Here is a 19,064-nt window from a genome sequence, read left to right as displayed (position 1 = left end):
ACAAATAACGCATAATGTTAAAAATGCAAAATGGCAATATAATGCCAATATTGGCAATTTAATATTCTTTCTAAAGCCCTATTTGTTAAGAACTTTGCAGCATTATTTCTAACAAAAAGACGGATACATATGAAGACAAAGAAACAAAACTCTGGAAGTAACGCAAAATTCTACGTTGTACTTCCGACGCTTGAAATCATGCTCTCCGCCAGCAAAAACTGCAAGCTAAGGGCAGGCTATGCCGATATGGAATATTCCAACTTTATGAAACACTGCAAGATGCAGACCGACCTTCGTATCAACACTTATGCAAGATGTGCCGCAGCCTTCGATATGGATGTGCTGCTGATACATCTCCCAAAGGGAATGATTGATTCCATGATTGCAACCACACCCCATAAAAGCCTTCGCTTCTCCACAATGGAGCAGGAAGATCTCATCGTTATTCTCAATCGGCTGTGCAAGCTAGACAGTAGAAGATTTAAGCAGCATCTTATGCAGTTATTGCACCAATTGGGGAAGGACTCTGAATTTCCAGACGGATGATAATCCACGGAGAGCAACAATTCAATCCTAAACTGAAAAGAGAAGTAGCATATGACAGAAGAAGATAATTTACAAAAGACGGTAATTGCAGAGTTACGCTCACTAAGGAACGACATGGAGCGAATAGCCAGCTTTATCGTGGAAATGAGACGCGATTATTCCGTTTTGGAGGATAAGATGGAACTCAGTTCCTCCGACGTCATCAGACTCTTGGGCATTTCGCGGGCATCCCTTGCCCGATGGAGGGACACCAACGCAATCCCGTTCAGGTATATATCATGCAACCACGTTGCTTATCCGTTCAAGGGACTTTACGTCGCCGTCAAGAGCGGACGTGCCTCCTTCAAGGGTTTCAGACGGGTGGAAGCCCTGCAACGACTCAACGCCTACAAGGATGGTGTCCTTAAAGGATATATGGGAAATGGTCAAACTTTATTTGAGGAACTATGAACATCAAAGAAGAAATACTAAGCCGAACCAACAAAGGACTGGATGTGTTCTGCTTCTATATGCCCATCGACTTTGTGCCAAAGCGCAATTTTCGAAATCCTTTGTATGACGACAAGCGTGCATCGTGCAATATCTATCTCGACAACAAGTCCGGCTGCTACCGAATGAAGGACTTTGGCAACGATGCCTACTCCGGCGACTGCTTTTGGTTTGCAGCCACAATGCTCGGACTGGACGTGAGGAAAGACTTTGTTAAGGTGCTTGAAACCATAAATCGGGACTTGCAGCTGAATATTTGCATTGAAAGGAAAGAACATAGTAATCCCCACACAATGATGATGAAGCCTTGTAAACCAACCTTAGTACAACCACCTAACCAGCTCAAGAAGATGGAAGGTAAAAAGTGGTACAAGCTAATTGAGCAATCTTTCAATGTCAAAGAACTAGACTATTGGGAGCAATATGGTATTGATACTAAGACTCTGCAACGTTTTTATGTAAAGTCGCTTGCTCGCTATGAATCTGTCTCCAATCAGGGTAAGCCGTTTACACTTGGTTCAACACATGAAGATCCGATGTTTGCATACAGTATGGGGAAGTTTGTAAAAGTCTATCGCCCTAAGAGTAAGCTGCGCTTTCTTTATGGGGGTGAGAAAGTGAACGACTATGTTTTTGGCTTCCAGCAGCTGCCCAGCAAAGGGGATGTTGTTTTCATCACAGGTGGGGAGAAAGACGTGCTTTCACTTTCGGCTCATGGTTTCAATGCCATCTGTTTCAACAGTGAGACGGCACAGATTCCAGAGAATATCATCGAAGGGTTACAGCTCCGCTTTCGCCACATTATTATATTGTACGACTCTGATGAGACAGGCATAAGAGAAGCTAAACGGCAGACAGATGCACTTGCTCAATACAAGGTATTGAGTCTAACCTTACCATTGCAAGGGGGTAAGTCGGAGAAGGATATATCGGACTTCTTTGCCTTGGGCAATGAAGCAAAGGACTTGAAAGTGCTTCTTAATGATATGTTCACCAATATGTATGCACAGACGATGATGATGCTGCGCTCTTGTGAAATTGACTATGATAACCCTCCTGATGCCTCGAAGTCTGTGGTGGCTGTCAATGGAGTTCCGCTCGGTACGCAGGACAATCTGTTTTGTATCACAGGTGGAGAAGGAACAGGCAAAAGCAACTACATTGCCGCCATCCTTGCCGGCACTCTTGGGAGAGAACGATTAAAGGCAGAGCAAACCTTGGGATTGGAGGTAACCGCCAACCTCAAAGGTTTGGCAGTTCTTCACTATGATACGGAACAGTCCGAGGCACAACTCTATAAGAACTTGGAGAAGACGCTTCGCAGGGCTGGTATCAAGTCCGTGCCTGAGTTTTATCATTCTCTCTATCTGGCATCGCTATCACGCAAGGACAGACTGAAGATTATTCGTGAAAGTATGGACTTGTTCCATCACAAGCACGGGGGAATACACCTTGTGGTCATTGACGGTATAGCAGACCTGATACGCTCCGCCAACGACGAAACGGAGAGTATAGCCATTGTGGATGAACTCTACCGCTTAGCAGGCATTTACAATACTTGTATCATTTGTGTACTCCATTTTGTACCTAATGGCATTAAACTAAGGGGACATATAGGCTCGGAGCTGCAACGTAAGGCTGCGGGCATTCTCTCCATCGAGAAAGATGACAATCCCGAATACTCGGTCGTCAAGGCTTTGAAAGTGCGTGATGGAAGCCCGCTAGATGTGCCGATAATGCTCTTTGGATGGGACAAGGAAGCCGATATGCACGTTTATCGTGGAGAAAAGTCGAAAGAGGATAAGGAAAAACGCAAGACCGATGAACTGTTGGCTGTCGTAAAGTCTGCATTCCGTGCCAAACTAAAGCTATCATATCAAGAGTTGTGCGATGTGTTGATGCGTGAAATGGAAATCAAGGATCGAACGGCAAAGAAGTACATTGCCTATATGAAGGAGCAGCGTATCTTGTCGCAAGACACAAGTGGTAACTATCAAAAAGGAGAATTATGCCATACATAGAACATACTTCAGAAAAGGATTGGTGCAAGCGATTGTTTGACAGATTGAAAACTGTCGAGAATAAACTCGATCAACTGCTTGTACTGAAAGAGCAGTCTGTTGATACAACTACCCATCCGCCTCTTAAACCAGAGTATCTTGACATCATCGACGTATCGAAAATTCTCAAAGTGGAGCAAAAAACCATCTACAACTGGGTTTGGGCCCATAAGATACCATACCTAAAAGCTAACGGAAGACTTCTTTTTCTTCGTGAAGAGATAGACGAAATGCTACGCAAGCGTGATGAATGGTAATCATCTTTCACGATATGAATATGTATTTTGTTATGTAAATGCTTGCGTTTACATAACAAAATGTGTATCTTTGCACAAAGATTGAATTGTATGACAAGCAAGGGTATTAAGAAGAAAATATCAGAATTCGAAATGGGAAAAGTCTTTAAGTTAGAAGACTTAGGGCTTTTGCACACCGAGCATCAAGCAGCAGTGATGACTTTACGAAGACTTGTGGAAAAAGGAGAAATAGAGCGGCTCAGTCCGGGTCTCTACTATAAACCTAAAATAACACCTTTCGGAGAAGTCGGACCTACTATGGAAGAAAGATTTCGGGATTTATTATACAAAGATAACCGCCCTGTAGGTTATCTGACAGGATTCTACGCTTTCAACTTATTGGGACTTACCACACAGCAATCTACCACCCTCGAAATTGGGACAAACTTCCCTCGTCGAAATAGAAAACGAGGTATGTATGCAGTTCGGTTTGTAATACAAAAGAATGAGATAAACAAGGAGGTTATTGATATGCTACGCCTGTTGGATTGCCTTAAATGGATAAAAAAGATACCCGATACGACTGTTGACCAATCCTATTCTCGTTTGAAGAATTTAATAAATGCCTATTCTAAAAAAGAACAGGAGCGGATAGTGGAACTTTCGATGAAATACTCTCCTTTAACTCGTGCCCTGCTGGGTTCGATGCTTTCTGACAAATCATTGACAGATAAATTATATCAATCGCTTAGTCCGCTAACGCAATTTAGGATTGGACTTTCACCATCACTCGCAAAAAAACAATGGAACATACAATAGCCAAACAACTGCATTTGGAAAAAGAAAATTTCAGAGACCTGCTTCATGCCGCTTCTGAGGAGCTCACCATCCCTATCCAACTGGTAGAGAAGGATTACTACATATCGTCCATACTTCGTGCTCTTTCTGAAAGTAGTTATACCGAACAGATAGTATTCAAAGGTGGTACGTCCTTGTCTAAGGCTTATCAACTGATAAACAGATTTTCCGAAGATGTAGATTTTGCCGTCATAAGCGAACACATGAGTGGTAATCAAGTAAAAATGCTACTTTCGCACCTCATGAAAGAAGTTACAGCTAATTTGAAAGAGGATTTAGATTTCAGCGATATTTCCAAAGGATCAAAATATAGAAAACAAGCTTTTCTCTATAATACTCAAGTAGGATTGGATGAATTATCCAACCCTGTACCAGCAAGAATTATAGTGGAAATCAGTGCATTTGCCAATCCATTTCCCCATGAAATACGAATAATTGAGCCATTTGTAACTACATTTCTAAGAAAGAAGGGAATGAGTTCCTTTATAGAACTGTATAATCTTACACCCTTTGAGTTAAATGTGTTGTCACTCAGACAAACTTTATGTGAGAAAGTCGTATCGCTTATTCGTTTTTCAATGAGCGACACTCCATTGGCATCATTGACATCCAAAGTACGTCACTTCTATGATTTGGATGCACTCCTAAGCATAGAACAATTACAAAACTATATTTCCAGCGATGCGTTTGTGCCAGATTTGACAACACTGATAAAACACGATCAGCAAGCCTTTGATGAGCCAAGAGGCTGGAAACTTTTGGATAACCTAAATCAATCTCCCTTGATAAAAGACTTTGAAAATATATGGAGTTCTCTGACACCGAAATATATTGAGAATTTATCTAAAATCGCATACCGTAAGATACCATCACCAGACAATATAAAATCCTCTTTCACCAAGATTCTCCACTCGATAGAAAATATTGATTTAGGACGGCAAGAGAATTAAACATTTAGGAAAGAACGAATATTCATAAAGAAAATCTCTTTTGTTTTACAGAAAGACCCCAAAAGTTAGAAACAAAACTTTTGGGGTACATTATTTCGGAATTAGATGTTTTAATGCCGCCATTTCGGACGAAAACTCTGTGAGCGATTATCTGCTTCTTGTGTCTGTTCATTGCCTATTTTTATTGATATAGAAGTCTCATTTTCGGACAGACTATTTCCCTGTTCTTCTTTATCTTCTTTGTCCGCTGAAAGCGTTAATGCAATCTTCCTATCCAACTCTGCCACCTGCCCTTTGAGCGAGCGAAGTTCGTCCTCTTTCTTCCACGTCCCATTAGCAATAGCAGTATAGATTTCCTTATTGGCTGCAACCTTTTCTTTCTCCTTCTCATGCGATTCTATCACCTTGGGGATACGCCCCAGCGCACCCAAGAAGTTCTCACACGCAAGTTTCGGGTCGGTAGCCAACTTACCATTATTATAGGTATAGTAGATACTCTCCTGCCCTTTGACAAAGAAACGATTCATGGAGCAGTCAAACAAATCCTTTGAGGTACTTTCCGTTTTCACCATGATGGAAAAGCCATAAATCTCTCCGATTTTGTTGTACTCGCCCTTGGTGCGTGCCTTGTCGTTAATTTCTTGCAGGCGTGCGGCAATGACCTTGATGTCCGTACTGTCCTCCACACCTTTAATGACAAGTTTATTGATAGGATTACCTTCTTTGTCACGCTCCACACGCTTCTCAAAGCACGCCAAGTCTGCCTTGGCTTCCTTGATCTTGTCTGAATGGAAAGACACGGAGCTGTCAATCTCTGCCAACTTTCCCGTTGCGGCATCACGTTCACGGAGGAAGTTCTTACGCTCGGATTCCAGCGTGGCAATCTTCTTGTCGAGTTTGGCTTTCTCTAACAAGTCCGTATTACCAGATAGCACGGCAACATACTCTGAAAAGTTCATACCGCTATCCTCGTCCATCGAACCCTCGTCAATGGTACGACTACCGAGCGTATTGGTCTTCAACTGATTGATAAACAATTGCTTGTTATGTAGTAGGTTGAACTTGTAACTGTCCAACGACCGCTCCACGGCATAGATAATCACATCAACTTTATTGTCCGCAAATTCTTTGGCAACCATATTGCCTTTACGGATTGCCCGACCATTGCGCTGTTCTAAATCTGAGGGTCGCCAGGGTGTATCAAGTTGATGCACCGCCACCGCACGCTGCTGGGCGTTGACACCCGTTCCAAGCATAGAAGTAGAACCGAAGATGATACGGATGTCTCCACGATTCATCGCTTCTACCATCGCTTTTTTGGCTTTCTCGTTCTTGCACTCCTGAATAAAGCGTATCTCGTAAGACGGGATATGATAATCTTCTACCAATTTACGCTTCACCTCAGAATAGATATTGAAGTCCCCACCGGGCTTGTAAGTACCCAAGTCAGAAAACACAAATTGCGTACCTTTCTGTGCATCATACTTCTGATAGTAGTCATTGAGTAATTTCGCACAATGGCTTGCCTTGTTGTCGATATGGTCTGAGTACCCGTTTTCGTCTATCATGCGTAGATCCAAGCTCATCTTGCGGGCGTAATCAGTTGCAATCAGCATCTTTGCCTTTTCCTCACTCTCGCTCAACGGCGCACGCCCCAAAAGCGTGGCATCACCGTTTTTGGCAAACTCCATCAACTTGCCGATAAACTCCTCCTGTTCAGGTGTCGGCGGAATGTTATGGAGTATCTCGTTTTTTTCGGGACGATCGATGCCTATATCCTTTGCTGTGCGGAAATCGCAAATCTCCGCATAGAACGAGGCAAGTTCAGGCACTTTAATAAAGGTTCTGAAGCGTTCCTTCTGAATAATCTCATTGGTGATGGAAAACTCATAGTCAGTGGACTTCTTGGCAAAGACCGCAGCCCATGCGTCGAAACTGTTAATGCCCTGCTTCTCCAAGGCTTGCGGGCGCAAGTATTTGAAGAGCAAATATAATTCTGTTAGCGAATTACTGATAGTAGTTCCCGAAAGAAAAGTTGCTCCCAAGTCCTTGCCTGACCGCTCCTGTATGGTGCGAATGGCAAAGAGCATATTGAGCGCACGCTGTGAGCCATCCGGATTGCCCAAGCCCGACACTCTGTCGTGGCGAGTATTGAACATCAGGTTCTTGAATTGGTGGCTTTCATCTACAAAAAGGTGGTCAATACCCATCATCTTAAAGTCCACGGCATCGTCCTTGCGCTCGGCAATGCTGTCTTGAATGTCCTGTAACTTGGCTTCCAAGGTCTGCTTACGTTTTTCTAAGCCTTTGAGCATGGCACGGGAGATGTCCGCTCCCTGCATACGGAGCACTTCAAGATTTTCTTCTACAGAATCTTTTTCTTTCTGCAAAATCGCTTCTTGTATCTCCAATGCTTGCGGTATCATGCCGAACTGCTCATGCGTGAGGATAATGCAGTCCCAATCATTATTCTTGATGTCATTGAAGATGCGTTGGCGATTCTGCTTGCTGAAGTCATTCTTTCCCGGATAGAGTATCTTGGCATTGGGATAAGCCTTGCGAAAAGTGTCGGCAATATCGAATACATTTGCTTTGAGTCCAATAATCATCGGTTTGTTAGCCAATCCCAACCGCTTCATCTCGTAGGCTGCTGTACACATGATAAGCGTCTTACCTGCACCGACCTCGTGGTCGCAGATACCACCTCCATTGGTCTTCAGCATCCACACGGCATCTTTCTGACTCTTATAAAGGTCTTGTATGCCCAATCTTTTAAGGTCGAGGTCGGGAAACGACTGATGCGTACCGTCGAAGTTGGGACGCACAAAGCAGTTAAAAAGGCGGTTGTAACGGTCAGAGAGCTGCTCCTTGAACGTGTCGGGTGTCCGTCCGAGCCAATCTACAAAGCCTTGTCTGATTTCCTCAATCTTGGCATTTGCCATCTGTATGGCATGACCGTCACGAACCTTAATCGTCTTCTCATTACCCTCCGCATCAAGTATGGTCTTGCTTTTGTTAATGTCAGGAATGGTATTGTGAAGTGCGTGCTTCAATAAATTGAGTCCGTCATAGCGTCTAAACTCACCTTGTACAGCATATTTGTGCCAGATATTACCGTTCTTTTGGTCGCAGCCAATGGCATACTCGTCCATATTAGAATGATAACTCACCCTGATGTCCGTCTCGAAGAACTCCGAGGCGAACTTGCCATAGACTTTCGCGGGTATCCAGCGTTCACCGAGGTTGAAATCCAAATCAGCAAAGGGAATGGGCGTGGGAGTGGCGGCACGCAGGGCAGTCAGACTCTGTTTCGCTTCCTCATGCTCCGGATGATCCAAGAGCCACGACTCGATACGCTCCGCCTTTTCAATCACATTGCCAGAAATAAACTTGTCGGCTACCTCATAGCTGTCCTCTTCGGGATTGTAGAAGATGCGTCCTTCCAAAGCAGAAAGCATATCGCTCTCTTCCATATCGGGAAGCAAAGAACTCATATAGTCAAGCTCCACCGTGCCGTATTTGTTGAGTGATGCGCCCAATGCCTCCATCGGGTCTGAAGCTATGGACAGTTCGGAGGTGGAAAAAGCCGTCGGATGGTCGAAGATGTCCGCCTTGATGTACTTGCCGTTCTCGGAGCGTTCCAAGAACAGCATTTCCACTCCGGTGGCATCCATCTTGATGACATCGGTGTTTGTCTTCTGGTTGAAGTACCCCCAACGACCTACATAGCCGTCATAAAGCCGATTGAGTTTCTCACGCTCTTCCTTGTCCTCCGCTTGGTTGTTCGCCTCATAATCATAGAGTCGGTGATAACTCTCCCTAATCTCAATATATGCTTTCAGCCGTGAGAGCTGAGCAAAGGGTAAGTCCATCGGGTTGAAGGTAGGATGTCGTTTCAAGTCAGACAGGAAACCTACCTGCCCATTCTGTACGACTATCGAGCCGTCACGCAAATGTGAGTCGGGAGAAGAAAGGAACGGACGCGGTGAAGCATCAAACTCTTTCTTAACCTCTGCTATGGGCTGTGGCTTGCGAGGTTCGGCTTCCTCCATAAAGTCAAAGAGCGAGGGCTCTCTGACGGGAGCAGATGCAGTTTTCTTGCTTCTGCGGGAACTGCTTGGCGTGCTTCTTGCCGGCTTGGGTTGCCTGCTCGCAGAAAGTGGTTGGTTATCGCTGACCTTCTTTTGTTGAGCAGCCTCTTTGATTTCATTATTTACACGGGCTACATCTTGTGTCCAAAGACTATATTCCTCTGGGGCAAACAAGAACTGTTCCATGGCTTCTGTCTCTATGGTGCTATCCATAATCGGATGATGGTCTTCATCAAAGAATACCGTCTGACCGTTCATCTCGCGTGGGGCTTCCACGTCTGTGCGAATTTCACGGCTTTCTTGTTCGTATTGTCTTTGAAGGGTAATTACGGGGACACCTTCTGGGGCTGGTTCGGTTTCAGGCTCTGTATGTAAAACTGGCGCAGCTTCTTCGACTTTCAAAACCTCCTCGACTTGTTCTACCATTGCTTGTGGTTGATTGTCTTCCTGTACAGGTTTCTGCACTTCCTGACGGCTTTCATCCTTGATTTCCTCAATGATGGGTTCTTTAGTGTATTGTCCTCTGACAATCTCTTCCAGTTCTGCTATCTCGTGCAATTTAGTGGGTTTGAAGTATAAGTCCCGTTCTATACCCAATCCGTGTATCTTGACTTCCTCCATTTCTTTGAGGGACATATACCCAAGTTCCCAACCATAGCCCATCGTAACGGCTCCGAAGCCGATGCGTTCCTTGGGGTCGTATTCCAGCATATAGGCGGTATAGGCTCCCATAGGGAAAAAGTAGCGAGCGTATGCTGTGCGGTCGCCGATGAGTTGCTTTTCCGTTGCATAGAGTTTGGGAAGTTGCTTCTTAGTGCTGTCGGGCATCAAATTGTAAGCATTTTCTTCTTCTTTTTCTTCTTCTTTTTCATCTTCCTTATCCTCTTTCTTTTCCTCCTTATCCTTGGATTCTTGTAACAGAGGTGGTTGTTCTGTTTTTAGACCTCCTTGCACTTTCTGCACCATCTTGTCCACGTGTACCTGCCATTCCTCCTCGGTCATGGGTATGCCGGTTTCATAGAGTTTACGATCGAAACGCTGCTCCACTTCCAAAGAGAGCTGTGTACGCAGGCTGTCAGCCATATCCTCGATACTGCCGTCAAACGTGTATTCCCAAGCGGGCTTACCATAAGGGTCTGTACCCATCGTGCGCTCTGTGGCAATCGTGCGGTGGGAAATATCCTTCCATTCGCCCTCAAAGAGGGAGTTATGGTTAAACGCAATAGAAAAGCCGTCGCCTTTGGGAACAGAGGTGGTTTGTACAAATTGCTGTTCGATGCCCTCACCAATTTCCTTGCCCGACTGCTTTTGCAGGACAATGAGGTCGCTACCAACATCCGTACCCGCATTCTCGGAGAACATACCCGAAGGCAAACGGATAGCGGAAATAAGCCGGCTGTTCTGCATGAGGTAACGGCGGATGGCTTCATTCTTGGGGCTGTCCAATACGCCCTGCGAGGTAATAAATGCAAGAAGTCCGCCCTCCTTGATAGTGTCCAGCCCTTTCACAAAGAAATAATTGTGAATGGTTCTGGTGGATTCCCGTTTAAGGATATTCTCTCCCTTGCTATAACTACGATCATAGACCATAAAGTCGCCAAAGGGAATGTTACTTGTGATAAGGTCGTACTTGTCCTTGTCTTCTAGTTCACCAATGGCTTCAAAGGGTTCTTGGCGAACAAAGATATTCTCCTTACCGTAAGGATGGAGGGCTTGTGTGATGCGTGCCGTCAGCAGGTCTTTCTCCATCGCATCGACCATGCCTGCATTTTTGGCAAAGGTTTCGGTAAAGGCTCCCATACCTGCCGATGGATCTAAGCACCTTCTAATTTGTACATCGGTGACATTAAGGGCATCGGCAATGGCGGAGACGATACGGGTGTCGGTATAGAAGGAGGTCAGTACGCTTGCCTTGATACTCTCCCAATAGCGTTTGGCGGTGCTGGCATCGACGGCATCACGGTAAATCATCTGTTTGAGCCTTTGGGTAGGCGCGAACAGGTTTTGCTCCGATGCGCTCCAATAGCGGAGGTCATCGGGATTATCACAACGGTTCAACACGCATTTCAGACCACCGAAACCTTGATAACCTCTGAGCAGGACTTTCTCGGCTTCGGTGGCTTCACGGCGTTCTTTCTCTAATCGGAGGATCACACGGATGGCTTCCGTATTGCCCTCCAAGACTGCTTTCTTATTGTATGCCATAATTTTTCTGTTTAAGATGGAGAGGAAAAATTAGTCGGAAGATAATTTTTCCTATCTCCCAACTAATTTGTTTTATCTCTGAGTCTGTGGTAACTATCTCCCTCGTGCTTTTCCTTTCTTTCCTTCAAACTCAAAGGCGGTGGTGTGGTCTTCGCCCAAAACAAGACGTGCGTTGAACTTCTTGCCTGCCTTGCTCGTCAAGCCTTTGAGGATAGGCGTTCGCCCGGTAGTTATCAAATCACGGATATTGTCCTCGGAAAGGAACGTGCCGCAGATTTCACGGAAGATGTGAAAGTCGCAGCCCTCGTGCCTGCATTTCGCAATTTTGGCATAGATGCCCACACTCTCATTGCTGCATTTGGGGCAGTGGTAGGTGGGATAGGACTTTTGTACCTGTGGAGCAAGGGCAAGGAGTTCCTTGCAAATCGTCTCCACATAGGAGTTGATGCCTTGTGCGAACTTCTCGGGTGGCATTTGTCCAGCCTCGATGGCGGCAAGGGTCAGTTCCCACGAGCCTGTCATCTCTGCATTGGCAATTCGTTTATCCTTGACAATCTCATAGACTGCCAAGCCTTTCTCTGTCGGGACTACCGTTTTCTTTTCTCTTCGGATATAGTCTCGCAGAATCAATGTCTCGATGATATTGGCACGAGTGGCTGGTGTACCGATGCCGCACTCTGCCATTGCTCTTTTACTTTCTGCATCTGCGACCTCTTTCCCTGCGTTTTCCATAGCAGAAAGCAAAGTCGCTTCTGTATAGAGCGGTTTGGGCTTGGTCTTGTGCTCGGTAATTTCTGAAGAAAGCAGTGGTAACACCTCGTTTTCTATTAGATTGGGCAATACGGATAAAGTCTGTTCTTCTTCCTCTTTGCCTTTTTCATCGTTCGTGCCAGTACTATGCTGCACGGCTTTCCAGCCCAAGGAGATACTTCGGCACGCCTTCCAAATGTAGGTGTTTGTACCGTCTGTCAGTTCCGCCTGCATCCTCTCCTCCTCTGAATCGGGAGAAAAGGCTTCGATGAAACGATGGACTACCATTTGGTAGATGGTCGTTTCATCTGTCGATAGTCCCGATGTTGTTTCACCCGTAGGGATAATGGCGTGGTGATCAGTTACCTTGCCGTTGTCCACCGAGTGGCGGTTAAGTGGTGTCGGAAGTGCAGTGCCTATCTTGCCAAGTAAAGTGGGTACTTCCTCGAAAACGTCTTCACTGATGTATCGACTGCCGGTGCGGGGATAGTTCATAGAATAATGACAATGAAAGAAGAAAGGGCAAACACGAACGGAAACACTTGAACAATAACAACTTATGCACTTTTCTGCATTTTGTGATATGGCAAGATTGAGCGAAAAACGGCAATAGTTCCGTTACCAACTCGTAACCCATAGGGCACAAAGCAAAAAGGGGTTACGAATTGAATATAAACAACTGTGGCATAGGTTTTTATTCCTCATCTTTCATTTTTCTGCATAGCTCAAGAACTCTTGTTCGTATGTACCTTTGCAAGCAAAGGAAATTAGAAAAAAACGACAGAAAAATGAAAGAAAACAAACTGAAAGTCTCGTTTTTCACACAGGCTAAACGAGCGGACAAAAAAGGCATGGTGCCGCTTATCGGACGGATAGAACTGGGCAGGAAGCATTCCGCCTTTTCCGCCAAAAAGAAAGTCCCATTATCTCTTTGGGATAGCAGAAAGCAACGTCTTCTCGGCAAGAGTGCCATCGCAAATTCTATCAACCGGTATTTGAATGAATGCACTGCACTCATTCATGCACGCTATCGGGAACTTTGCGAAAGTGGAGAGTCATTCACGGCTACGGATGTGCGCAATGCCTATCAGGGACAGCTTTGTCAAAGCGCAATGCTTTTAGAGTGCTATGCTGAGTACCTCACACAGATTCATGAAAGAGTGGGCATAGACCGGGCAATGAAAACACTGGAGCTGCGTACCTATCAGCAAACTCTTCTTCGGGAGTATGTGTGTAGGAAATACAAGTTAAGTGATATTCCGCTCATGGAGCTGGATATTTCCTTTATAGAAGGCTATGAATACTTTCTGACAATAGACCGAAAACTGAAACGTGGCAGTATATGCAGTGCCTTGGCTGCATTGAAGGCGGTTGTGAACAAGGCTGTCAAAAATGGCATGATAGACCTGTATCCGTTCATTGGTTACAGTTACGAAAAGACGAAAGGAATGCCGAGAAACATCACGCAGGACGACCTGCAAAAGATTATCGACCTGCCCATCAAATGGGAGAAATATCGTGTCGTCCGTGATTTGTTCGTGTTCTCCTGCTTCAGCGGTCTTGCCATTTCAGATATACGCAATCTCAAAGAGGAAAACATCATCATTGAAGAAGGAAAGCTATGTATTAAAAGCAAGCGTGTCAAGACGAAGACTCCTTTTCGTGTAGTAGTTCTCTCCCCAGCCAAGACCATTATGGAAAGATATAGGGGCAGACGTGCGGGATATGTGTTTGACGTTCCCCCAAGAGACGTGGTTTACAATGCGATGCACCACATACAGAGAAGTATCGGTATGGAAACCCCTCTGACCTTTCACATGGCTCGCCATACTTTTGCTTCGGTCATTACCCTGTCGGCAGGTGTTCCGATAGAAACCGTAAGCGGTATGTTGGGACATACCAATTTGAGAACGACACAAGTGTATGCTGCGGTCAATTCAGAAAGAATAAGGCAGGATATGCAGAAGATTCAACAGCGGATAGAACACACTTTCACCTTAAAATTATAGCTTATGGCACACAGTACATTCAAGACATTGTTCTACATTAACCGTTCCAAACAGAAGAAGAACGGCAGATGCCCGATAATGGGGCGAATCACCATAAACGGGCAACAAGTACAATACAGTATGGGATTGGATGTCAATCCAAACAATTGGGACGCAAAGCATGGCAGATGCAAAGGCGACACTGATGAGATGAAGAACATCAATCGCATACTGACAGAAAAGGAAGGACAGATACAAACCAAATACAATGAGCTGGTTTGGCAAAAGGGGTATGTAAGTGCAGAACTGCTCAAAAATTGTCTGACGGAGGATTCACAAAGCAATGGAATGCTCATGGAAGAGGCAGACCGTTTCATAGAGGAAAAACGCCCTTGTGTGGGAATTTCCATCGCCCAATCCACTTTCCGCAACTACATCTATGACAAGCAGCTCATAGTATCCTTCCTGCTGGAAAAATACGGAATGTCCGATATTGGTTATTCACGGTTGGACTATGGCTTTGTCGAAGAATTGGATTTCTATCTTAAAAGCAAGCGCAGATTATCACCTGCCACCATTCAAATGACGGTTATTTTCTTGAGAAAGCTCATCAGCATCGGACAACAGAAAAAATACATCCGCCGAGACCCGTTTGTGGATTTTAAGGCGGAAAAACCACGTGGCACGAGAAGGTATCTCACAACGGAAGAACTCAAGCGCATTTTGCAAACGCCCATCTTAAACAAGCAGTTCGAGCGAGCAAGGCAACTCTTCATTTTCTGTGCCTTTACGGGACTGGCTCGTGTGGATATGTTGCGACTGACACCTAAACATATCCACCATTATGATGACGGAACTTGTGAGATACGTATCAAGCGACAGAAAACGGACGTAGAAGCCATCATTCCACTTCTGCCCATCGCAAAGGAGATACTTGACATTCATATAAAAGGGAAACAACACGATGATTTGATATTTCCAACATTGAACGTCAGCAAGGCATCTTTCGCCTGTATAAACATTGGTCAGATATGCCAAATTGAGAAAGGCTTGACCTTTCACATGGCTCGCCATACTTTCGCCACGACCATCTGCCTTTCCAATGGTATAGCAATGGAAACGCTCTGCAAGATGCTCGGGCACAGCGACATTGGAACGACACAGATTTATGGAAAAATTACCGACCTGAAAATCAGAGAGGACATGAACCGTTTGCAGGAACATAAAAGTAAGGCTTTTTCTGACTATACGGAAGCTATCGAAAAGCAAAACGCAACAATATTCTAGAAATCAGCAAAAATTTATGTATGAAAACAGATAATAGCAAAAAGGAACTTTCCTATTTTCGATTGAAGTTGGAAAGCTATATGAGTGAACATCATCCCGAAAGAATGAGTGATATGGAGTTTATCACGGCAAGAGCCGACATGGCACTGACCGCCTACTGCGATGCCGTGGCGCAAGGCTTTAATCATTTAGAAGCAGAAAGAATAGCAAGTGAAGTGCTTTTCAGTGGACTGCATTTCTCAAAGTACGATACCCTTGTTTCTGTCTTGGAGGACGAGTTTGAGAGGGAACTTCCTGCACCGCTCCCCGAGAGGCTTTCACTTTTATTGTTGGCGAACAAGGCTGTTCAAGCCACATTCGCTGGGTACGAACTGACGGACGCATTTGCCGCAAGCGGACAATACGACCGTCTTTACACCGAACTGACAGGCACGATAGTGCTGCTCATCGAGAGTAACAACCTGCCAACGGTCAAACTGGCGGAGGAAGCAAGCCCAAAGGCGTTGTAGGCAAAAGCAGACGCAAAGCCCCTGAAGCCGTTTCTTATCGTGCAAAGGTACAACGGCAGCCTATCTGCCCTGACAAGGTCGAGTCCTGCGGATGGAGAGAAGAATCTCCACCGCAGGATTTTTCTTTTCAAGTTGGTATTGCCATTTTCAATATTCGTGCGGTCGTATTCATCTCTCCCAACCTTGCAGGGCAGGGTTGCCGTAAGAGAGTATAGGCACGACAAGAATACGGCATACTCAGGCTCTTTGGACGCAAGGCGTAACAGCCAACAATAGATAGGACTGACGATAATACGGACAATCGGTTGTTTGTACAATTTGTTGTCATGACTATCTGTTGTCATGACTATCTGTTGTCATGATTATCTGTTGTCATGACTATCTGTTGTCAAAACTATATATCGTCAAAATAATCTATCGATAAAACTATCTATCGACACTTCGACATCTCGATTTGTCGAACTATCGAATTATCGATAAAACAACAAAATAATAAAAGGAAAGAGCCGGCACCTCATCTCATTACCGCAATAACACAAATGGATCTCCTTTGGTCTTTTCTCTTGTTTCCTCTCTATTTCCCTGCTTTTCCTCATTTCTTGCAGCGGTGCTTCCGAGGGTTTACTTTTGCACTCGATAAGTACGGCAATGGACTGCATAACAGTTTGTTTGCCGAGTAACAACAAAGTAATCAAAACAAAATCAAGGCAATGAAACTCATTATCATCAACCGCAAAGCGTGGGAGCGGCACTGCTCCGAATTTGCAGATTTTATCCACAGTATTGAACAACTCATCGGCAATCCGCCCGAAACGGACGAATGGCTCGACAATGAAGCCGTATGCCGCAGGCTCGGCATCAGCAAACGCACCCTGCAATCCTATCGCGACACGGGTAAAATACCCTTCTCCATCATTGGGCATAAATGCTATTATAAGGAGAGCGACATCGCAGAGTTACTGAATGCAAACAATGAATGAAATCAAACACAGAATGAACTATGGAAGAGAAAGAAATCATTACACAGCAAGACCCTCAAATGCAGATGTTTGCACAGTTGATGGAGGGTACTTTGAAGAAACTGGAGCGTTATTGTTCTACAGCCCGTCCAATGTTAGGCGGAGAGGTTTACCTCACTGGCGAGGAGGTTTGCAGCAAATTACGGCTCAGCACACGCACGCTCCAAGAGTACAGAAACTTAGGAACGCTTCCTTTCTACAAAATCGGAGGGAAGATACTTTACAAGCAGAGCGACATACAGACAATGCTTGAAAGGCATTATAATCCAATACCGCAAACAGGTAAGTTATGAGTTAAGTTAAGAAATCAGTCGCGACTTAAGTCAAATGGTCAGTTGTGACTTTGGTCAAGAAATTAGTTTCGACCTAAGTTAAAATTAACTTTAGTCAAAAATATGTCAGCTCATAAAGTCAGTAAGTCAAGAGATTAGTCTAAACTTATCTCTTGATTTACTTCTTGAACTTTGAACTCTCGTCTATCAAAAGCGCCCCAGAAAAGTTACTTTATGGAACATAACAAACTATCTCTTTCTTTATACTGGCAAGGTGTGTCTTTGTACCACAAATTGCCATTTGTACCACAAAGACCCTTGCCCCGAAAGGGGATTAAATCACTTCAAAGTCGTGATTAGAAAGCAATGAAAAAGCAGAAACAAAAGAAGCCAGACGGCAGATGTGCCACCTGCCCAAGATGGGACAGATGGCACATCAGGATACCTAATTCTGAAGACCAGCAGAAGCTTATCAGACTCTACCGAAAGTCGGGAGCAAAAACGAAAAGCGATTTTGTCCGAGCAAGACTTTTAGGTGAAGCCTTTAAGGTCATTACCCAAGACCCTGCAAAAGAGCCTTACTTGGAGAAACTCTCCGAAATCGTTGCCATGACTCATAAGATAGGCGTGCTATACAACGAAGCCGTGAAAGCTCTCAATACTTATCATTCTGTCGCCACTGCGCAACGAATACTGGATAAACTCGAAACTTATTCCCAACTTCTCATCAGATTCCTACATCAAGTAGTGCAACTGACAAAATCCCTTGAGAGAAGTCAAGAATGAATGCTGATAAATCATAACACCCAACGTTAGTATCGTGCTGTGATTGTCCAATCCATCTTTGGTCAGTTATCAATGTTAGGAAGATAGGCTTTGTATGTTGTAGACGGTAATAAAACTGTTCTGGCAATTCTTACATCGGTAGCGTTGTTTACCTGTACTACTTTTACCACTTTTGATAATATTGTTTGAGTGGCAATGCGGACATTGAAACTCAACTCCCAATCTGGAGCGTAAAGTGCCGAAGCGTTATCGTATATTCACTTTTCTTTGTTTGGGGTTACAAATATAACAAAAGGAAGAGAGTCTTTTCCTGCCTTTATACCTAATTATTTAGAACAAAATTGATTATTAAGTAGTTATTCTGACAAGTCCCAATTTGGAACATTACCAAAAATCATGTGTTATTTGTTTTCATATATAATTTCTTTTGTTTCATAGTGTCGTCTATATATTTTTTCTAATTTTACTATTCGATTATTTTTATCATAAGTAAATACACATGTATATGAAATAATGATGTCAGACATATTGGGCTTGTAAGTATAACTATATTGGGTAATAAGACTATCCTTGACTATAATGTTAATACTAAATACATAGTCAACACTGGCATCAAGATACGTGTAATACTTATTGATATCTTGTATAGAAATCTTTTTTCGCTCCCCTATAGGCTTTGTAAACGATAAGATTTCGCTTGGGTCATAACTTGACAAAATATCAGCAATAATACACGCATCTTTATATATGACCTCGGGATATTTTAGAATTATTCCATAATCAATCAGGCTATAAGATTGATCTAAAAATATCTTTTGATATTTGATATCATCTGCGGACAATTTAACCAATCTACCTCGTTTATTATACACCCCGATTTTTTTTTCGTTTAGAAATAAACTTCTCTCTACCTTACAACCATTGCTTAAAATTTTTACAACAGTTTGTGATTTCAATTCTAAACTATTTAGAATTGAAATCACAGAAAGTATCAATATAGCACAAAATCTCATTATTA

General features: G+C 44.0%; 16 protein-coding genes and 1 pseudogene. 12 read left to right on the top strand and 5 right to left on the bottom strand.

The window, feature by feature from the left end; translation table 11 throughout:
- Nucleotides 1–129 precede the first annotated feature (129 nt).
- The 6 genes from DYI03_RS10785 to DYI03_RS10760 all read left to right on the top strand — a co-directional run bounded on the left by DYI03_RS10785 (nt 130) and on the right by DYI03_RS10760 (nt 5,139).
- Nucleotides 130–546: a hypothetical protein gene (locus DYI03_RS10785; RefSeq protein ID WP_036857307.1), complete on the top strand. Its 417-nt coding sequence runs from the start codon at nt 130–132 to the stop codon at nt 544–546.
- 51 nt (nt 547–597) lie between these two features.
- Entirely contained in the window at nt 598–996 is a 399-nt protein-coding gene (locus DYI03_RS10780) for a hypothetical protein (RefSeq protein WP_021669139.1), read from the top strand.
- Complete coding sequence (locus DYI03_RS10775) at nt 993–3,056, top strand: bifunctional DNA primase/helicase (RefSeq protein ID WP_021669140.1); 2,064 nt, start codon at nt 993–995, stop codon at nt 3,054–3,056. The genes DYI03_RS10780 and DYI03_RS10775 overlap by 4 nt, the downstream gene beginning before the upstream one ends.
- Nucleotides 3,044–3,352, top strand: a complete 309-nt coding sequence (locus DYI03_RS10770; RefSeq protein ID WP_008449194.1) for a helix-turn-helix domain-containing protein — start codon at nt 3,044–3,046, stop codon at nt 3,350–3,352. Before DYI03_RS10775 ends, DYI03_RS10770 begins: the two co-directional genes overlap by 13 nt.
- Before the next feature lie 90 nt (nt 3,353–3,442).
- Nucleotides 3,443–4,150, top strand: coding sequence for a type IV toxin-antitoxin system AbiEi family antitoxin domain-containing protein (locus DYI03_RS10765; protein ID WP_021668849.1), 708 nt, complete (start codon nt 3,443–3,445; stop codon nt 4,148–4,150).
- Complete coding sequence (locus DYI03_RS10760) at nt 4,135–5,139, top strand: nucleotidyl transferase AbiEii/AbiGii toxin family protein (protein ID WP_021668848.1); 1,005 nt, start codon at nt 4,135–4,137, stop codon at nt 5,137–5,139. Before DYI03_RS10765 ends, DYI03_RS10760 begins: the two co-directional genes overlap by 16 nt.
- A gap of 110 nt (nt 5,140–5,249) precedes the next feature.
- Here DYI03_RS10760 and DYI03_RS10755 read toward each other — a convergent pair whose 3' ends face one another.
- Together DYI03_RS10755 and DYI03_RS10750 are read right to left on the bottom strand one after the other, a co-directional pair.
- The gene (locus DYI03_RS10755) at nt 5,250–11,435 is read right to left on the bottom strand and encodes a helicase-related protein (protein WP_115367969.1); all 6,186 of its coding nucleotides are present in this window, start codon (nt 11,433–11,435) and stop codon (nt 5,250–5,252) included.
- 93 nt (nt 11,436–11,528) lie between these two features.
- Nucleotides 11,529–12,674 (bottom strand): annotated as a pseudogene (locus tag DYI03_RS10750) (type IA DNA topoisomerase); the annotation flags it as partial.
- Nucleotides 12,675–12,973: 299 nt separating this feature from the next.
- On the opposite strand from DYI03_RS10750, the gene DYI03_RS10745 reads away from it, so the two are divergent.
- Genes DYI03_RS10745 through DYI03_RS10735 form a run of 3 tightly spaced genes read left to right on the top strand, consistent with a single transcriptional unit; the run spans nt 12,974 to nt 15,969 of the window.
- Nucleotides 12,974–14,194, top strand: coding sequence for a site-specific integrase (locus tag DYI03_RS10745; RefSeq protein ID WP_115367993.1), 1,221 nt, complete (start codon nt 12,974–12,976; stop codon nt 14,192–14,194).
- A gap of 3 nt (nt 14,195–14,197) precedes the next feature.
- The gene (locus DYI03_RS10740) at nt 14,198–15,460 is read left to right on the top strand and encodes a site-specific integrase (protein WP_115367968.1); all 1,263 of its coding nucleotides are present in this window, start codon (nt 14,198–14,200) and stop codon (nt 15,458–15,460) included.
- Between the two features lie 20 nt (nt 15,461–15,480).
- Nucleotides 15,481–15,969 carry a DUF1896 domain-containing protein gene (locus tag DYI03_RS10735; protein ID WP_102048095.1) on the top strand — a complete coding sequence of 163 codons (489 nt, stop codon included), beginning with the start codon at nt 15,481–15,483 and terminating at the stop codon, nt 15,967–15,969.
- On the opposite strand, the gene DYI03_RS13485 is transcribed toward DYI03_RS10735, so the two are convergent.
- On the bottom strand, nt 15,873–16,313 hold the full coding sequence (locus tag DYI03_RS13485; protein WP_172462600.1) for a hypothetical protein: 441 nt from the start codon (nt 16,311–16,313) through the stop codon (nt 15,873–15,875). The genes DYI03_RS10735 and DYI03_RS13485 overlap by 97 nt on opposite strands.
- Before the next feature lie 366 nt (nt 16,314–16,679).
- On the opposite strand from DYI03_RS13485, the gene DYI03_RS10730 reads away from it, so the two are divergent.
- From DYI03_RS10730 to DYI03_RS10720, 3 genes are all read left to right on the top strand, one after another.
- Nucleotides 16,680–16,949 carry a helix-turn-helix domain-containing protein gene (locus DYI03_RS10730; protein ID WP_115367967.1) on the top strand — a complete coding sequence of 90 codons (270 nt, stop codon included), beginning with the start codon at nt 16,680–16,682 and terminating at the stop codon, nt 16,947–16,949.
- Between the two features lie 20 nt (nt 16,950–16,969).
- The gene (locus DYI03_RS10725; protein ID WP_025064850.1) at nt 16,970–17,281 is read left to right on the top strand and encodes a helix-turn-helix domain-containing protein; all 312 of its coding nucleotides are present in this window, start codon (nt 16,970–16,972) and stop codon (nt 17,279–17,281) included.
- A gap of 345 nt (nt 17,282–17,626) precedes the next feature.
- Nucleotides 17,627–18,046 carry a plasmid mobilization protein gene (locus tag DYI03_RS10720; protein ID WP_025064849.1) on the top strand — a complete coding sequence of 140 codons (420 nt, stop codon included), beginning with the start codon at nt 17,627–17,629 and terminating at the stop codon, nt 18,044–18,046.
- Between the two features lie 75 nt (nt 18,047–18,121).
- Here DYI03_RS10720 and DYI03_RS13965 read toward each other — a convergent pair whose 3' ends face one another.
- Both DYI03_RS13965 and DYI03_RS10710 read right to left on the bottom strand, forming a co-directional pair.
- Complete coding sequence (locus DYI03_RS13965; protein ID WP_081675949.1) at nt 18,122–18,268, bottom strand: IS1/IS1595 family N-terminal zinc-binding domain-containing protein; 147 nt, start codon at nt 18,266–18,268, stop codon at nt 18,122–18,124.
- 179 nt (nt 18,269–18,447) lie between these two features.
- Nucleotides 18,448–19,059 (bottom strand): hypothetical protein, encoded by a 612-nt coding sequence (locus tag DYI03_RS10710; protein WP_021670267.1) that lies wholly within the window; start codon nt 19,057–19,059, stop codon nt 18,448–18,450.
- Nucleotides 19,060–19,064 lie beyond the last annotated feature (5 nt).

The sequence above is a fragment of the Prevotella disiens genome, assembly GCF_900454955.1.
Taxonomy (GTDB): domain Bacteria; phylum Bacteroidota; class Bacteroidia; order Bacteroidales; family Bacteroidaceae; genus Prevotella; species Prevotella disiens.
The sequence above is the reverse complement of the archived record's forward strand: the minus strand, read 5'-3'. Positions and strand labels throughout refer to the sequence as shown.

What these genes read in the sequence shown, in the direction of transcription:
- DYI03_RS10785 (WP_036857307.1), top strand. Translation starts at nt 130, where the DNA reads ATGAAGACAAAGAAACAAAACTCTGGAAGTAACGCAAAATTCTACGTT.
- DYI03_RS10780 (WP_021669139.1), top strand. Translation starts at nt 598, where the DNA reads ATGACAGAAGAAGATAATTTACAAAAGACGGTAATTGCAGAGTTACGC.
- DYI03_RS10775 (WP_021669140.1), top strand. Translation starts at nt 993, where the DNA reads ATGAACATCAAAGAAGAAATACTAAGCCGAACCAACAAAGGACTGGAT.
- DYI03_RS10770 (WP_008449194.1), top strand. Translation starts at nt 3,044, where the DNA reads ATGCCATACATAGAACATACTTCAGAAAAGGATTGGTGCAAGCGATTG.
- DYI03_RS10765 (WP_021668849.1), top strand. Translation starts at nt 3,443, where the DNA reads ATGACAAGCAAGGGTATTAAGAAGAAAATATCAGAATTCGAAATGGGA.
- DYI03_RS10760 (WP_021668848.1), top strand. Translation starts at nt 4,135, where the DNA reads ATGGAACATACAATAGCCAAACAACTGCATTTGGAAAAAGAAAATTTC.
- DYI03_RS10755 (WP_115367969.1), bottom strand. Translation starts at nt 11,435, where the DNA reads ATGGCATACAATAAGAAAGCAGTCTTGGAGGGCAATACGGAAGCCATC.
- DYI03_RS10745 (WP_115367993.1), top strand. Translation starts at nt 12,974, where the DNA reads ATGAAAGAAAACAAACTGAAAGTCTCGTTTTTCACACAGGCTAAACGA.
- DYI03_RS10740 (WP_115367968.1), top strand. Translation starts at nt 14,198, where the DNA reads ATGGCACACAGTACATTCAAGACATTGTTCTACATTAACCGTTCCAAA.
- DYI03_RS10735 (WP_102048095.1), top strand. Translation starts at nt 15,481, where the DNA reads ATGAAAACAGATAATAGCAAAAAGGAACTTTCCTATTTTCGATTGAAG.
- DYI03_RS13485 (WP_172462600.1), bottom strand. Translation starts at nt 16,313, where the DNA reads ATGACAACAGATAGTCATGACAACAAATTGTACAAACAACCGATTGTC.
- DYI03_RS10730 (WP_115367967.1), top strand. Translation starts at nt 16,680, where the DNA reads ATGAAACTCATTATCATCAACCGCAAAGCGTGGGAGCGGCACTGCTCC.
- DYI03_RS10725 (WP_025064850.1), top strand. Translation starts at nt 16,970, where the DNA reads ATGGAAGAGAAAGAAATCATTACACAGCAAGACCCTCAAATGCAGATG.
- DYI03_RS10720 (WP_025064849.1), top strand. Translation starts at nt 17,627, where the DNA reads ATGAAAAAGCAGAAACAAAAGAAGCCAGACGGCAGATGTGCCACCTGC.
- DYI03_RS10710 (WP_021670267.1), bottom strand. Translation starts at nt 19,059, where the DNA reads ATGAGATTTTGTGCTATATTGATACTTTCTGTGATTTCAATTCTAAAT.